This is a genomic window from Xylophilus sp. GOD-11R, from assembly GCF_033546935.1.
Taxonomy (GTDB): Bacteria; Pseudomonadota; Gammaproteobacteria; order Burkholderiales; family Burkholderiaceae_C; genus Xylophilus.
Map to the genome: position 1 here is coordinate 3,628,498 of NZ_CP137854.1, position 14,231 is coordinate 3,642,728.

Here is a 14,231-nt window from a genome sequence, read left to right on the forward strand (position 1 = left end):
CCGGGATCGGCACTTGGTGCGCCACCCGGCCCTGGCTACGCTGGCGCCACGCCACTCGTCCCTTTCGGGATTGCACCCATGACCGCCACGACCACTTTTCTCGAGCGCCCGTCGCTCGCCGCGCCCGTGCTGCTGCCGCTGCTGGCCCGGCTGCGGCCGCAGCTCGCCGCCCGGGCCGCCGAACACGACCGCGAGGGCAGCTTTCCGCACGAGAACTTCGAACTGCTGCAGGCGCACGGGCTCGTCGGCATCACCGCGCCGGCGGCCTTCGGCGGCAGTGGCGCGAGCCTGGCTACGGCGCGCCAGGTGATCCGGGCGGTGGCCCATGCCGACCCCGCCACCGCCCTGGTGCTGACGATGACCTACCTGCAGATCCGCCAGCTCAACCGGCCCGGCGGCCGATGGCCGATCCACTTGCGCGAGAAGGTCAGCCGCGACACGGTGGACCGGGGCGCGCTGGTCAACACCTTGCGGGTCGAGCCCGAACTCGGCAGCCCCACGCGAGGCGGCCTGCCCGGCACCGTCGCCCGCCGTCAGGCCGACGGCAGCTGGCGGCTGGACGGCCACAAAATGTATTCCACCGGCGCGCCCGGCCTGACCTGGCTCACCGTTTGGGCGCGCACCGAGGAAGGCGACGGCGCCCCGCCGCGGGTCGGCAACTTCCTGGTGCCGCGCCAGGCACCCGGCGTACGCATGATCGAGACCTGGGACCACCTCGGCCTGCGCGCCTCGGGCAGCCACGAGGTGGTGTTCGAGCAGGTGGCGCTGCCGGCCGACCACGCGGTGGACGTACGGCCGCAGGCGGCCTGGGCGCCTGACGCCCTCACCCCCGCCGACCGCGACGCGTTCGCCGATCAGCAGGCCTGGATGACGGTGCTGCTCGGCACGCTCTACGACGCGGTCGCGCAGGCCGCGCGCGACTGGACGCTGGACTTCGTGCGCCAGCGCGCGCCCGGCAGCCTGGGCGCGCCGCTGTCCACCCTGCCGAGGGTGCAGGAGACGCTCGGCGAGATCGCGGCCCTGCTCAACACCAATCACCTGGTGCTCAACCAGCTCACCGACACGACCGACGACGGCGCGCCGCCCGCCGCCACCGACAGCGGCCTCGCCAAGTACACGGTGACGCACAACGCCGTGGCCGTGGTGGAGCGCGCGCTCAAGCTGACCGGCAATCACGGGCTGTCGCGCCACAACCCGCTGGAGCGCCATCTGCGCAACGTGCTCTGCGGCCCGGTGCACGCGCCGCAGGACGACGCCCTGCTCGTGGCCGCCGGCCGGGCGCTGCTGGCCCAGGCCGCGCCTTTGCCTGCCGCGCCGCTGGCGCCGGTCCAGGCGGAAAGCCCACCTACCGCCGCGCACGAGCCGGCGATCTGATCAATCTCGACATCCACCACAAAAGACGACCCATGAGCGACACCTCCACCCTCGACCGCCCACCGCTCGCGCCGGCCTCCCCCGCTGCGCCGCAGGTGCCCGAACTGCCGGTCGCCGCCGTCCGCCAGGCCCTGCTGGACCGCACCGAAATCGCCTTGCTCGACCTGCGCGAGGAAGACCCCTACGCGCAGGAACATCCGCTGTGGGCGGCCAACCTGCCGCTGTCGCGCCTGGAGCTCGACGCCTGGGACCGCATTCCGCGCCGCGACACCCTCGTCGTGCTGTTCGGCACCCACGATGGCCACGACCTGGTGCCGCTGGCGGCTGCGCGCCTGGCCGCGCTCGGCTACACCCGGGTGCATGCCCTGGCCGGTGGACTCGAGGGCTGGAAGACCGCCGGCGGCGAGGTGTTTCGCGACGTCAACGTGCCGAGCAAATCCTTCGGGGAATGGGTGGAACACCACCGGCACACGCCCTCGCTGCCGGCCGAAGAAGTGCAGGCCCTGATCGACGGCCGCGCCGACGTCGTGGTGGTCGACGCCCGCCGTTTCGACGAATACCGCACCATGAGCATCCCCGGTGCCACCAGCGTGCCGGGCGCCGAGCTGGTGCTGCGCATCGCCGAACTGGCGCCCGATCCGAAGACGCGGGTCATCGTGAACTGCGCCGGCCGCACCCGCAGCATCATCGGCACGCAGTCGCTGGTGAACGCCGGCATTCCCAACCCGGTCGCGGCGCTGCGCAACGGCACCATCGGCTGGCTGCTCGCGGGGCAGACGCTGGACCACGGCGCCGAACGCCGCGCGCCTTCCGTGGTGCAGGCCCACACCGCCGCCACCGCCCGCCAGCGCGCGCAAGCCGTGGCCGACCGTGCCGGCGTGCGCCGCACCACCCTCGCCGACCTGCCGGCCCTGAGCCCGGCCGACCGCACCGTGTACCGCCTCGACGTGCGCACGCCCGAGGAATACGAGGCCGGCCACCTGCCCGGCTTCGCCAGCGCGCCGGGCGGCCAGCTGGTGCAGGAAACCGACCACCACGCTCCCGTGCGCGGTGCGCGCATCGTGCTCGACGACAGCGACGGCGTGCGGGCGCCGATGACCGCCTCGTGGCTCGCGCAGATGGGCTGGGAGGTCTACCTGCTCGAAGGCGTCGACGCCGCCGGGCGCTCCACTGCCGGTGCCTGGAAGAAGCCACAGCCCGACACGCCGGCCGTGCGCACCGTCAACCCGGTGGCGCTGGCCGGCTGGCTGGAGGTGGCCCGGCAGGATCCCGCCGCCGTGCAGGTGCTGGACTTCACCAACAGCGCCAACCACGTCATGGGCCATGTGCCCGGTGCGTGGTTCGCGATCCGCGCGCAGGTCGCCGACGCCCTGCGCGCCGTGCCGGCCGCCCGCCGCTATGTCGCCACCTGCGGCAGCAGCCTGCTGGCGCGGTTCGCCGCGCAGGACCTGCGCGAGGCCCTGGACGCGCTCGGCAGCGATGCCGAGGTGCTGGTGCTCGAAGGCGGCAATGCCGCCTGGGCTGCCGCCGGTTTACCGCTGGAGGCTGGAGACGCCCGCCTGGCCACACCGCGCACCGACCGCTATCGCCGCCCCTACGAAGGCACCGACGCGCCACGTTCCGCGATGCAGGCCTATCTCGACTGGGAGTTCGGCCTGGTGGCGCAACTGGGCCGCGACGGCACGCACCATTTCCAGGTGATCTGATGCGGCGGCGGTCCCGAACGACCGCGCCCACCAAGAAACGGCGGCCCGCGGGCCGCCGTCTTTGCTTTGGGCATCCCGGCGAATCAGGCCGCTTGCGCCTGGTCGTAAGCCGGCCGGGCATGCGGCCGCACCAGCCGGGCCCCCGCCACACCCGCCGGAATCGACTCCAGCAAACTCACCGTGTAGGGCTGGCGCGGCCGGTCGAAGATGTCGGCCACGCTGCCGTGCTCCACGATGCGGCCGTGGCGCATCACCGAGACGGTATGCGCCAGCTGCCGCACCAGCGCCAGGTCGTGCGACACGAACACATAGGTCAGCCCCAGCTCGGCCTGCAGGGTGAGCAGCACCTCGACGATGTCGGCCTGCACGCTCACGTCGAGCGCCGAGGTCGGCTCGTCGAGCACGATCACGTCCGGCCGCAGCACCAGCGAACGCGCGATGGCCACCCGCTGCCGCTGTCCGCCCGACAAGGCCTGCGGCTTGCGCGCCAGCAGATGTTCGCCCAGGCCCACCTGGCCCAGCGCCTCGCGCACCCGCGCGGCGCGTTCGCGCCGGTCGCCGATGCCGAAACGCGCCAGTGGCTCGGTCACCAGCCGCTCCACCGTCCAGGTTGGATCGAGCGAGGTGAAGGGGTTTTGGTAGACCAGCTGCAGATGCCGCCGCAGCGAGCGCAGCGCGGCAGGCGTTCGACCGGCCACCGGCTGCCCGGCCACCGTGATGTGGCCGCTGTCGGCCTCTTCCAGGCCGAGCAGCAGGCGGATGGTCGTCGTCTTGCCCGAACCCGATTCGCCGACCAGCGCATGCGTGGTGCCGGCCGCGACCGAGAACGAGATGCCGTCGACTGCCTTCAGCGTGCGGCCGTCCGACTCGAAGCTCTTGCTGACGCCGCGTACCTCGATGCGCGATGGCTCGTCGGCCGGGCCGGCCAGCCGCGCGAAGCCGTGCGCGCGCAGGTCGTCGTAACGATCCGGATGCAGCGCCGGCACGTCGGCGTGCAGCTTGCGCGCATAGGCCGACGACGGCGCCGAGAACACTTCCACCGTGCTGCCCGCTTCCTGCACCGCGCCGTCCTTGAGCACCACCAGCGCATCCGCCCGCTCGGAGGCGATGGCCAGGTCGTGGGTGATGAGCAGCAGGCCGATGCCGCGATCACGCTGCAGCCTGCCCAGCAGATCGAGGATGCGTTTCTGGATGGTCACGTCGAGCGCGGAGGTCGGCTCGTCGGCCACCAGCAGCGCCGGCTGCGGCAGCACCGCCAGGCCGATCAGCACCCGCTGCAGCATGCCGCCGGAGAGCTGGTGCGGATAAGCGTCGTAGATGCGTCGCGGATGGTCCAGCCCGACCTGGGCGAAGGTGTCGAGGATGAGCGCCCGGCGCACCCGCCGGTCCGCCTCGCCGGTCAGCGCCGCCGCTTCCTCGGCCTGCGCGCCGATGGTGCGCACCGGGTTGAGCGCATGGGCTGGATCCTGCGGCACGAAACCGATGCGCCGGCCGCGCAGCGGCCTGAAACCGCGCTCCGGCAGGCCCAGCACTTCCCGGCCCTCGACGGTGATGCGGCCTGCCGCCTGCGCGTTGCCCGGCAGCAGCCGCAGCACCGCGCGGGCGATGGTCGACTTGCCCGAGCCGGATTCGCCGATCAGCGCCAGGCTTTCGCCGCGCCCGAGCTCGAAGTCCACGCCCGAGACGACCTGTTGCGACCCGTAGGACACCGACAGCCCATCCACCCGCAGCAGCGGCGAGATGCGGACCGGCTCGGCCAGTTGGAGCGAGGAAAGCGGTGCGTTCATGGGTTCAAGCATTTCATGCGGGTTGGCGCAGCCAGCGGCTGATGCGGTTCATGGAGAGCACCGTGGCGATGATGGTGAAGGCCGGCGCATACACCAGCCAGGGCCATTCCAGGTAGTCCTTGCCGATGGCGATCAGCAGGCCCCAGTCGGAGGCCGGCGGCGGGTCGCCGTAACCGAGAAAAGCCAGGCTCGCGATCACCAGGATCGACAGCCCGAACTGCAGCACCGCCAGAGACAGCACCGAGCGCGAGGCGTTGGGCAGCACATGGCGCAGCAGGATGTGCCAGCGCGAGCCGCCCAGCAGGAACGAGGCCTCGATAAAGGTCGCCTGCCGGGTCTTGATGACCTCGGCGCGCATCACCCTGGCGAACACCGCCACCGCCGACACGCCGGTCGCCACCGCCGCGTTGGTGGTGTCGAAGCCGAGCGCGGTGACCACGATCACCGCCAGCAGCAAATGGGGAATGGCCAGCAACACGTCGACGAGGCGGGCGAAGACCACGTCGACCCAGCCGCCGAGAAAGCCCGACAGCAGGCCGATGAAGCCGCCGGCGAAAACCCCGATCGCCACCGCGATCAGTGCGCTCGCCACCGACGACCCGGTGCCGTGCACCACCCGCGTGTAGAGGTCGCGGCCGAGATGGTCGGTGCCGAACCAGTGCGCGGCGCCCGGCGGCAGCAGCTTGTCGGCCGGCACGCCGATGGCCGGGTCGTGGCTGGCGAACAGCCCCGGCGCGATCGCCCAGGCGACCACCAGCACGATGACGGCGAAGGCGAGCGCCACCGCCAGCGGCAGGCGCGGCGCGATGCCGACCGGCGGCTCGGACGCCGGCGAGTCGAGAACGGCACTCATGCGGTGGCCTCCGGTGGGTTGACGGGTCGGGCCTCGCGCGGTCGGCGGGCGCCGAGCAGCTTCACACGCGGGTCGAGCAGCGGGTAGACCAGGTCGGCCAGCAAGTTCACCAGCACGAAGACCACCGCCGCCAGCGACACCACCGCCTGCAGCACCGGCAGGTCCTGCGTGCTGACCGAGCGCTGCACCAGGCTACCGACGCCGGTGCGGCCGAACACCGTCTCGGTGATCAGCGAGCCGCCGAGCAGTTCGCCGACGGTGAGCGCGATCACGGTCACCACCGGCAGCGACGAGGGCTTGAGCAGGTGACGGAAGAACAGCCGCGCCTGCCCCAGACCCCGGCCGCGCGCCACGGTGGCGTATTCCTGGCGCGCCTCGTTGTCGAGGTTGACGATCAGCACTTCGGCGATCTGCGCCGACACCGGAATGCCGAGCGCGAAGGCGGCGAAGACCGTCGCCCAGAAGCTCTCCGGCTCGATCACGCGGAACAGGCCGAGCTGGAAGCCGAAGGTGTGGATCAGCACCAGGCCGATGACGAAATTGGGCACCGACAGAAACAACGACGGCGCACCGCGCAGCAGCCCCTGGCCGAAACGCTCCGGCAGAAAACGCGTGCCATAGGCGATGAGCAGCGCCAGCACCAGGGCTACCGCCAGCGCGGTCGACGCCAGCACCAGGGTCGAGGGCAACACCTCGGCGATGAGCGTGGACACCGGCCGGCTGGAGCGCATCGACATGCCCAGGTCGCCGGCGGCGAAGCGGGTGAGCGAGTTCCACAGCTGCACCGGGATCGGCTGGTCCAGCCCCTGGCTGGCGACAATCTCCTGGATCTCCTGCTCGCCGAAACCGTTCTGCGGATCGCGCAGCACGTTGGTCACCGGGTCGCCCGGCAGCACGCTCACCACGACGAAGGTGAAGACGTAGGTCAGCAGGATCACCACGACCGCCTGCAGCAGACGCTTGGCGGCGTAGTGCAGGTAGGCGCTGGGCACACGGCTCATGGCGGCGCTCACTTGCTCTTGGTGGCGGTGTAGTAGCTGGCGTAGGCCACGCCGTTGTACCTTTCGCCCTTGAGCCTGGGCGACTGCACGTAGATGCGCTGCACGATCTGGGTGCGGGGAATGAAGTAGCCCTGCTCCAGCACGTAGCGCTGCAGTTCGTCGAGCAGCGGGCGGCGTGCCTCGGCGGTACCGGCGCCGGCGATGCGGTCGCGCAGCTCGTTGATCTTCTTGTCGCTTTCGCCCAGCGCGAACCAGTTCTCGCCGTTGTTGGCATCGGTCAGGATGCCGGCGACCGTGCCCGCGTCGATGAAGCTGCGGGTGACCTCGTAGGCCGGCACCGCCGCGCCGCCGATGCGCACCTTCTCGCCGTAGGTCGGCACGTCGTAGGCGCGGATCACCACCTTCCAGCCGATCTTGCCGAGCTGCTGGGCCAGCAGTTCGTCGATGGCCTTGGAGGTGGCGAGGTAGGGGTTGGAGTTGAGCACCAGCGTCAGCGGCTGGCCGTCCCGGACGCGCTGGCCTTTCGGGCCTTTCACCCAGCCGGCGTCGTCGAGCAGCTTCTCGGCACGGGCCGGGTCGTACGCGAGCAGCCGGCTGTAGTCGGCCGCGCCCGGCACGTTGCTCTGGATGAAGGAGGTGGCGAGCTTCCAGTCGGGCGTGTAGACGGTGTCGACGATTTCCTGCCGATTGATGCCGGCCTGCAGCGCCTGGCGCACCCGCAGGTCGTCGAAGGGCGCGACCTTGGTGTTGATGGCGAGCCCGTTCACGAAGCCCAGGTAGCGCGGCGTGGAAACACCGAAGCCCGCGTTCTTGAGCGATTTCAGCTCTTGCGGCGACGGGCTGTAGGCAATGTCGGCCTGGCCCGAGCGCACCGCCGACACGCGCAGCGTGGGTTCGGCCACCAGCTTGTAGGTGATCGAGTCGAGATAAGCCGGGCCGGTGTGGCCGACCGCCGCCGGCCCCCACTGGTAGTCCTTGCGCTTGACCAGCTTCACGTAGCCGCCCTCCTTCCACGACTCCACCACGTAGGGGCCGCTGCCGGCGGTCTTGCCCAGGTCGGCCTGCTGTGCGGCCGGCAGCGCGATGGTCTTGGGCGAGATGAGGATCGAGCCGTGATAGCCCAGCGTGGGAATGAAGCCCAGCGTCGGCGCCTTGAAGAACACCTTCACCGTGGTGGCGTCGACGGCCTCGGCACGCTCGTAGGTCTTGGGAAACAGGCCGATCGGGTTGATGCCCTCGCTCTTGCGGCCGGCATGCCAGATGTCGAGGTTGGCCACCACCGCGGCGGCGTCGAGCGGGCTGCCGTCGGAGAAGGTCACACCCTTCTTCAGGTGCAGCGTGAACTGCGTGGCATTGGCGTTCTGCTCCCAGCGCTCGGCGATCCAGGGGCTGGCCTTGCCGTTTTCATCCACATAGACGAGCTTGTCGGTGACGTGGCCCCAGATGTGGCCCTGGAAGCTGGAGATGGCGCTGTTGTTGGGAATCCAGGTGTTGCCCAGCGAGTCGATCAGGAAGGTGACGTCGCCACCGTTGCGCGGAGCATCGGCGGCCTGGCTGGCGCCGGTGCCGGCCAGCAACAGCGCGGCGGCGACGGACGCCACGCCGAGGCTTGCGACGAGCCGTCGGCGGGCGGCATGGACAGGAAAGAACGAGCGGGAAACACGAGCGGTCATGGAGCGATACAGGAGGTTGGGCCTGCCTGTATTGCAGCAGTTGCGATGCGATCCGCATGCGCCGAATTCGGCGCAGGTTATGTGTTTTCCGGATGACGGTCGGAAGGCCGGCGGACCCCGCTCAGCGGATCAGGAAAGGCTCGCGATCCTTGCCCGCGATCCAGCTCGGCGGCTTGCCCCGGCCAGTCCAGGTCTTGGCGGTCTCGGGGTCCTTGTACTTGGCCAGCAGCGGGCGGCCGGCGGTCTCGCTCACGCCGCCGCGGCTGATGCTGCGGCCGAAGAGCTCCAGCTCGCCCAGGCCGAAATCGGCGGCGATGCGCCGCACTTCCTCGATCGCAGTCTCGCGTTCGCGGCCGTGTGCCGCCTCGATCTGTTCCTCGAGTGCTTTCTGGCGCGCCAGAAGTTCCTGGTAGCTGCTCATGTGATGTCCTGTCTCAAAAATGGGCGACGCCCGGTGCAGGCACGGGCGTCGGTGCAAAGATCGGCTCCGGCGGCGAAATGCACCGAAGCCCGCCATTTTCGCGGATCCGGCGAACCGCTGGTTCAGCTGTCGAGCAGGGGCACGAAGCCGCCGAAGATCATGCGTTTGCCGTCGAAGGGCATGTCGGTCTGCATGCCGGCCATGCGCGGGTCTTTCATGGCTGCTTCGCCGACCCGGTCGCGCACTTCGCGCGAGGGATATTCGATCCAGGAGAAGACCACGATCTCGCCCTCCACGGCCTTCACCGCGCCCCGGAAGTCGGTGAGCTTGCCGTCGGGCACGTCGTCGCCCCAGCACTCCACCACCCGCATGGCGCCGTGGTCCTTGAAGACCTGCGCGGCCCGGGCGGCCACCTCCAGGTACTTCTGCTTGTGGGCCACCGGCACCGCCACCACGAATCCATCGACGTACTTCATGTCTCGCTCCTGTTGGGGGGAAGGCCGTCGATGCTGCCGGAGGCGGGCCGCCGGCATCGTAAAAACCTGCACCCCTTCCGGGAATGCGGTCAGTGCACCGGCGCGGCCGATTCGGGTGTGCGGCCGGCCACCGGCTTGCGCGACCAGTGGCCTGCCAGAAGCGAGCCCGAGATGTTGTGCCACACCGAGAACACCGCGCCCGGCAGCGCCGCCAGCGGCGAAAAATACAGCGCGCCAAGTGCGGCGGCCAGGCCCGAGTTCTGCATGCCCACTTCCAGCGCCAGCGTGCGGCAGACCGATTCGTCGAACTTCAGCAGGCGGCCGCCCCAGTAACCGCCGAGCAGGCCCAGGCCGTTGTGCAGCACCACCGCCACCAGCAGCATCGGCCCCACCTTGGCGATGCTGGCGTGGCTGCCCGCGACCACCGCCGCGATGATCGCCAGGATCGAGAAGATCGAGACCAAGGGCAGCGCCTTCTCGGCCGCGCGCATGGTGCGGCCGGCGAACTGGTTGAGCAGCAGGCCGAGCGCCACCGGCACGATCACGATCTTGAGAATGCTCACCAGCAGGCCGACCACGTCGACCGCAATCGAGGCGTTCACATAGAGCCGGGTAAGCAGCGGCGTGGCCACCACGCCGACCAGCGTGGACATGGCGCCGATGGTGACCGACAGCGCCACGTCGCCGCGCGACAGATACACCATGAGCGTCGACGCGGTGCCGCTGGCGACGCTTCCCACCAGGATCATGCCGGCGGTGAGCTCCGGCGGCATGCCGAACAGGCGCGCCAGCAGGAAGGCCGCCAGCGGCATCACCAGATAGTGGATCGCCACGCCGGCGATCACCGGGCCGGGCTGCAGCATGACGCGCCGGAAGTCGGAAAAGGTGAGCGTGGCGCCCATGCCGAACATCACCAGCATCAGCAGCCAGGTGACCAGGGGCAACAGCGGGGTGAAGGTGGCAGGCAGCAGGTAGGCGACGACGGCGACGCAGGCGGCCCAGAGCGGGAACAGGCGGGTGAGCAGGGACATGGCGGGAGAGGTGGCACGGGCCGGAGGGGCGGGTGCGAGATCAAGGGATGGGTGAAGTAAGGCTGGAGTGGCCAGGCTGCAAATTGTCCACGAGGCTCTCGGCGGGCGATGCGGGCGCCGGCTTGCGCGAAATTCCCCTCGTCTGTCGCGGGCTGCCGTTCCGACAGATTCATACGGAGCAACGTGATGGCCATCGCTCTTTAGCACCAAGGTCAGTACGACTTTCAGCTTGTCAAATCCCTATATTTATCACCGGCCTCAAACGAGAAACATTGAATTACTTTTTACATTCAGGGTTTCATGCAATGTGAGCATCCACATATATTGCTTGGGTTTAAATTATCAAGCATCCGGCGAACTCGCCGGATTTGCTCACCTTCATTCCTATATGACCAAACCACTTCTATTATCTCTCCTCATGCTCGGATCGGCTTACGCACATGCCGCCACCGTTGACCTGTCCTATTTTAAAATCGCAGAGGGCACTGGCAGTGCGACAGGCAACTTCGTGACCATGACAGCGGTTGCCGACCAGGAAGACGATGGCGCCATTCACACTGGTTATAAGGCATTCGGAGGAATTAGTGTATACAACCTTCATTCCTTCGAATATGCAACGTCAGATAGTCCAACAAACTTCACAGCTATTATTGGGCCGAATTTTGTCGCCCTCTCGACTAACTCCGTTACACGCTACACATTCAACTCGCCATACAGCGGGGTGCTTAGTTTTATGATCGAAAAGCCAGCTGCTGGTACAGCAACACTATCGCTCCTGAATTTCACCACTTCCGCCATCGCGGCCGTACCCGAACCGGAAACCTATGCGCTGTTGATGGCGGGCTTGGCGATGACCGGATTCATCGCCCGGCGGCAAAAGAAAAAGGAACATCTCAAATTCAAATTCCCGGCTCCGCAGCAACTCGACCAAGCGTGAGAGCTCCACGGCTCTGCACGAAATCCACAAATGCCCGCAGCGGCGCCGGCAACTGGCGCCGACTGGGGTAATAAAGAAACGGCCCACTGAACCGCAACCACCACGGCTGCAACACCGGCTGCAGCGCGCCGCTGTCCAGATGCGGCCGCAGCCAGTCCTCGAACAGGTAGATGACGCCGGTGCCGGCCAGCGCGGCATCCACGGCGAGGTCGGTGGCCACACCGACACGCACGATGAGCGGCCCGCTCACGTCGACCTTGAAGCGCTCGCCGTCGCGCTCGAACTCCCACGGATAAACCGTGCCGCTGGCGAACTTGCCGCGCAGGCAGGCGTGGTCGAGCAGGTCGCGGGGATGGTCGGGTGTGCCGCGGCGACGCAGGTAGCCGGGCGACGCGGCCACCGCGAAGCGCTGCTGGCGCGGGCCGATGGGGATCGCCACCATGTCCTGCTCCAGCCGTTCTTCATAGCGAATGCCGGCATCGCAGCCGGCAGCCAACATGTCGACGAAGCTGTCTTCGGCGATCACCTCCAGCAGGATGTCCGGATAGGCCTCCAGGAAAGCCGGCACGATGGCCGGCAATACCAGCCGCGCCGCGCTCACCGGCACGTTCAAGCGCAGCGTGCCGGCCGGCCGGTCGCGGAAACCGTTGACCACGTCGAGCGCCGCGTGGATCTCTGCCAGCGCGGGCCCGAGCCGGTCGAGCAGCCGCGCACCGGCTTCGGTGGGCGCGACGCTGCGGGTGCTGCGGTTGAGCAGCCGCACGCCCATGCCGGCCTCCAGCCGGCGCAGGGCCTCGCTCAGACTGGATGCGCTGCCGCCCGCCAGCCGTGCCGCTTCGCGGAATCCGCCTGCGCGGGCTACCGCCACAAAGGCGGCAAGGTCGCCTAGTTCCGCCGCCATTGTTCGCCTCGCCGTACAGCCTGTTTGAATTGCACCGGATTATCAAGCAGGCCATGCCTGCCTAGAGTCGACTTCTCATCCTCGAAGGAAGTTGAACATGCCATCCACCAACACCCACACCACCTCCCGCGCCGGCACGTACGCCCTGGGCAGCTTTACCGTCGGCCGCCTCGGCTATGGCGCCATGCAGCTGGCCGGCCCCGGCGTCTTCGGCCCGCCCCAGGACCGCGCCGGCGCGCTGGCCGTGCTGCGCGAGGCGGTCGAATCGGGCGTGAACCATATCGACACCAGCGACTTCTACGGTCCGCACATCACCAACCAGCTGATCCGCGAGGCGCTCCACCCTTATCGCGAGGGGCTGACCATCGTCACCAAGGTCGGCGCGATGCGCGGAGCCGACGCCTCGTGGCAGCCGGCGTTGTCGCCCGCGCAGCTGACGCAGGCGGTGCACGACAACCTGCGCAACCTGGGTCTGGACGTGCTGGATGTGGTCAACCTGCGCAGCATGCACGGCCTGCACGGACCCGCCGAAGGTTCGCTCGAAGCCGAACTGACCGCGCTGGCCGAGCTGCAGCAGCGTGGCTTGATCCGCCACATCGGGCTGAGCAACGTCACCGCCCGCCAGGTGGAGAACGGCAGGCGCCTCTGCGAAATTGTGTGCGTGCAGAACATGTTCAACCTGGCACAGCAGGCCGACGGCGCCCTGGTCGACCGGCTGGCGGCAGAAGGCATCGCCTACGTGCCCTTCTTTCCGCTGGGCGGATTCAGCCCGCTGCAGTCCGACGCGTTGTCGGATGTCGCCCGACAGCTCGGCGCCACGCCGATGCAGGTGGCGCTGGCCTGGCTGCTGCAGCGCTCGCCCAACCTGCTGCTGATTCCGGGCACGTCTTCGGTCGGCCACCTGCGCGAGAACCTGGCGGCAGCGTCGCTGGCGCTGGACGCCGACAGCGTGGCGCGGCTGGACGCGATCGCCGCGTCGGGCGTCGTCGCAATGCCTGCCGACCACGCCTGATCGACGCCATGGGCGACGGCCGTCCATTCGGCGGCGGCGGTGTCATGGACTGGTCAAGCGTGCGGCCTAGAATTCCGGGTTTTCCCCAACCCTGGCCCGTTTTGTCGCGGCTACGCGTCTCTTGAAGCTCCACCTCCGCAAGCTCGCCATCGTCGGCGGTGCGCTCGCCCTGGCCGCCTGGCTCGGCTTCATCGCCATCCGCTACTACCACCTGGACAACCAGGCCGGTCGCTGGTGGCGGGGCGACCGTATCGGCGCGGACTGGAACGACAGCGGCAAGTGGGCGGGCGAGTCCACGCTGTGGCTGCCGGAGTACCGCTTCGACATCGAGAACCGCCGGATCGAAGGCGTGGATCGCAACCTCTCGGGCCTGGCCTGGGACAGCGACGACAACCGCCTGCTCGCCACGGTGAACCGGCCCGCGTCGCTGCTGATTCTGTCGACCGAGGGCGCGGTGCGCAGCCGGCACGTGCTGGCCGACACCGGCGACGCCGAAGGCATCGCCTACCTGGGCGACGACAGGGTCGCGGTGCTGCTGGAAGGCCAGCGCATGGTGCGCATCTTCAGGCTGCCCACGGCTGGCCACGTCGGCCCGATGACTGCCGAGCGCAGCGTGCAACTCGACATGCCCGACAGCGGCAACGACGGCCCCGAGGGGCTGGCTTACGACCAGGCCAACGACACGCTCTACATCACCAAGGAACGCGCGCCGCGCGGCATCCTGAAGGTGCCGCATTTCCAACACTCGGCGCGGGCGCGGGCTACCCCGATGGACATGCCCGAATGGGTGGCGGCCATGCCCTTCGTGACCGACCTGGCGAGCATCGAGTTCGACCCGGTCAACCGCAGCCTGCTGCTGCTCAGCGACGAGTCGCGCATGCTGGTGGAAATAGACGAGGACGGCAGCCCGATCAGCACGAACGAGTTGCCGGCATCCTTCGGCCAGTTGCCGGTGCCGCAGGCCGAAGGCGTGGCGGTGGACGACCAGGGCACCATCTTCATGGTGAGCGAGCCCAACCTGTTCTACCGGCTCAAGCGCGACACGCCGGTGCTCTGAGC

General features: G+C 68.9%; 13 protein-coding genes. 5 read left to right on the forward strand and 8 right to left on the reverse strand.

Annotated features, from left to right (window positions below; translation table 11 throughout):
* Window positions 1–78: 78 nt before the first annotated feature.
* Entirely contained in the window at window positions 79–1,374 is a 1,296-nt protein-coding gene (locus R9X41_RS16840) for an acyl-CoA dehydrogenase family protein (RefSeq protein WP_318631593.1), read from the forward strand.
* Between the two features lie 32 nt (window positions 1,375–1,406).
* Window positions 1,407–3,080 (forward strand): rhodanese homology domain-containing protein, encoded by a 1,674-nt coding sequence (locus R9X41_RS16845; RefSeq protein WP_318631594.1) that lies wholly within the window; start codon window positions 1,407–1,409, stop codon window positions 3,078–3,080.
* An 83-nt stretch (window positions 3,081–3,163) separates the two neighbouring features.
* On the opposite strand, the gene R9X41_RS16850 is transcribed toward R9X41_RS16845, so the two are convergent.
* The 7 genes from R9X41_RS16850 to panS all read right to left on the reverse strand — a co-directional run bounded on the left by R9X41_RS16850 (window position 3,164) and on the right by panS (window position 10,322).
* On the reverse strand, window positions 3,164–4,867 hold the full coding sequence (locus R9X41_RS16850; protein WP_318631595.1) for a dipeptide ABC transporter ATP-binding protein: 1,704 nt from the start codon (window positions 4,865–4,867) through the stop codon (window positions 3,164–3,166).
* A gap of 13 nt (window positions 4,868–4,880) precedes the next feature.
* On the reverse strand, window positions 4,881–5,720 hold the full coding sequence (locus tag R9X41_RS16855) for an ABC transporter permease (RefSeq protein ID WP_318631596.1): 840 nt from the start codon (window positions 5,718–5,720) through the stop codon (window positions 4,881–4,883).
* Window positions 5,717–6,721, reverse strand: coding sequence for an ABC transporter permease (locus R9X41_RS16860; protein WP_318631597.1), 1,005 nt, complete (start codon window positions 6,719–6,721; stop codon window positions 5,717–5,719). The genes R9X41_RS16855 and R9X41_RS16860 overlap by 4 nt, the downstream gene beginning before the upstream one ends.
* An 8-nt stretch (window positions 6,722–6,729) precedes the next feature.
* On the reverse strand, window positions 6,730–8,394 hold the full coding sequence (locus R9X41_RS16865) for an ABC transporter substrate-binding protein (RefSeq protein WP_318631598.1): 1,665 nt from the start codon (window positions 8,392–8,394) through the stop codon (window positions 6,730–6,732).
* Between the two features lie 121 nt (window positions 8,395–8,515).
* Window positions 8,516–8,815, reverse strand: coding sequence for an H-NS histone family protein (locus R9X41_RS16870; protein ID WP_318631599.1), 300 nt, complete (start codon window positions 8,813–8,815; stop codon window positions 8,516–8,518).
* 122 nt (window positions 8,816–8,937) lie between these two features.
* Window positions 8,938–9,291, reverse strand: a complete 354-nt coding sequence (locus R9X41_RS16875; protein WP_318631600.1) for a DUF1428 domain-containing protein — start codon at window positions 9,289–9,291, stop codon at window positions 8,938–8,940.
* A gap of 89 nt (window positions 9,292–9,380) precedes the next feature.
* Complete coding sequence (gene panS, locus R9X41_RS16880; protein ID WP_318631601.1) at window positions 9,381–10,322, reverse strand: ketopantoate/pantoate/pantothenate transporter PanS; 942 nt, start codon at window positions 10,320–10,322, stop codon at window positions 9,381–9,383.
* Between the two features lie 388 nt (window positions 10,323–10,710).
* On the opposite strand from panS, the gene R9X41_RS16885 reads away from it, so the two are divergent.
* Window positions 10,711–11,259, forward strand: coding sequence for a PEP-CTERM sorting domain-containing protein (locus tag R9X41_RS16885; protein WP_318631602.1), 549 nt, complete (start codon window positions 10,711–10,713; stop codon window positions 11,257–11,259).
* Here R9X41_RS16885 and R9X41_RS16890 read toward each other — a convergent pair.
* On the reverse strand, window positions 11,222–12,160 hold the full coding sequence (locus tag R9X41_RS16890; protein WP_318631603.1) for a LysR family transcriptional regulator: 939 nt from the start codon (window positions 12,158–12,160) through the stop codon (window positions 11,222–11,224). The genes R9X41_RS16885 and R9X41_RS16890 overlap by 38 nt on opposite strands.
* A 97-nt stretch (window positions 12,161–12,257) precedes the next feature.
* On the opposite strand from R9X41_RS16890, the gene R9X41_RS16895 reads away from it, so the two are divergent.
* Together R9X41_RS16895 and R9X41_RS16900 are read left to right on the forward strand one after the other, a co-directional pair.
* A complete protein-coding gene (locus R9X41_RS16895; RefSeq protein WP_318631604.1) occupies window positions 12,258–13,172 on the forward strand; it encodes an aldo/keto reductase family oxidoreductase in 915 nt (304 codons plus the stop codon).
* 121 nt (window positions 13,173–13,293) lie between these two features.
* Window positions 13,294–14,229 carry an SdiA-regulated domain-containing protein gene (locus tag R9X41_RS16900; protein WP_318631605.1) on the forward strand — a complete coding sequence of 312 codons (936 nt, stop codon included), beginning with the start codon at window positions 13,294–13,296 and terminating at the stop codon, window positions 14,227–14,229.
* Window positions 14,230–14,231: the final 2 nt, after the last annotated feature.

Excerpts from the sequence above, each read along its gene's own strand:
- R9X41_RS16865 (WP_318631598.1), bottom strand. The coding sequence starts at position 8,394 with ATGACCGCTCGTGTTTCCCGCTCGTTCTTTCCTGTCCATGCCGCCCGC.
- R9X41_RS16890 (WP_318631603.1), bottom strand. The coding sequence starts at position 12,160 with ATGGCGGCGGAACTAGGCGACCTTGCCGCCTTTGTGGCGGTAGCCCGC.
- R9X41_RS16845 (WP_318631594.1), top strand. The coding sequence starts at position 1,407 with ATGAGCGACACCTCCACCCTCGACCGCCCACCGCTCGCGCCGGCCTCC.
- R9X41_RS16840 (WP_318631593.1), top strand. The coding sequence starts at position 79 with ATGACCGCCACGACCACTTTTCTCGAGCGCCCGTCGCTCGCCGCGCCC.
- R9X41_RS16885 (WP_318631602.1), top strand. The coding sequence starts at position 10,711 with ATGACCAAACCACTTCTATTATCTCTCCTCATGCTCGGATCGGCTTAC.
- panS (WP_318631601.1), bottom strand. The coding sequence starts at position 10,322 with ATGTCCCTGCTCACCCGCCTGTTCCCGCTCTGGGCCGCCTGCGTCGCC.
- R9X41_RS16895 (WP_318631604.1), top strand. The coding sequence starts at position 12,258 with ATGCCATCCACCAACACCCACACCACCTCCCGCGCCGGCACGTACGCC.
- R9X41_RS16870 (WP_318631599.1), bottom strand. The coding sequence starts at position 8,815 with ATGAGCAGCTACCAGGAACTTCTGGCGCGCCAGAAAGCACTCGAGGAA.
- R9X41_RS16855 (WP_318631596.1), bottom strand. The coding sequence starts at position 5,720 with ATGAGTGCCGTTCTCGACTCGCCGGCGTCCGAGCCGCCGGTCGGCATC.
- R9X41_RS16875 (WP_318631600.1), bottom strand. The coding sequence starts at position 9,291 with ATGAAGTACGTCGATGGATTCGTGGTGGCGGTGCCGGTGGCCCACAAG.
- R9X41_RS16860 (WP_318631597.1), bottom strand. The coding sequence starts at position 6,721 with ATGAGCCGTGTGCCCAGCGCCTACCTGCACTACGCCGCCAAGCGTCTG.
- R9X41_RS16850 (WP_318631595.1), bottom strand. The coding sequence starts at position 4,867 with ATGAACGCACCGCTTTCCTCGCTCCAACTGGCCGAGCCGGTCCGCATC.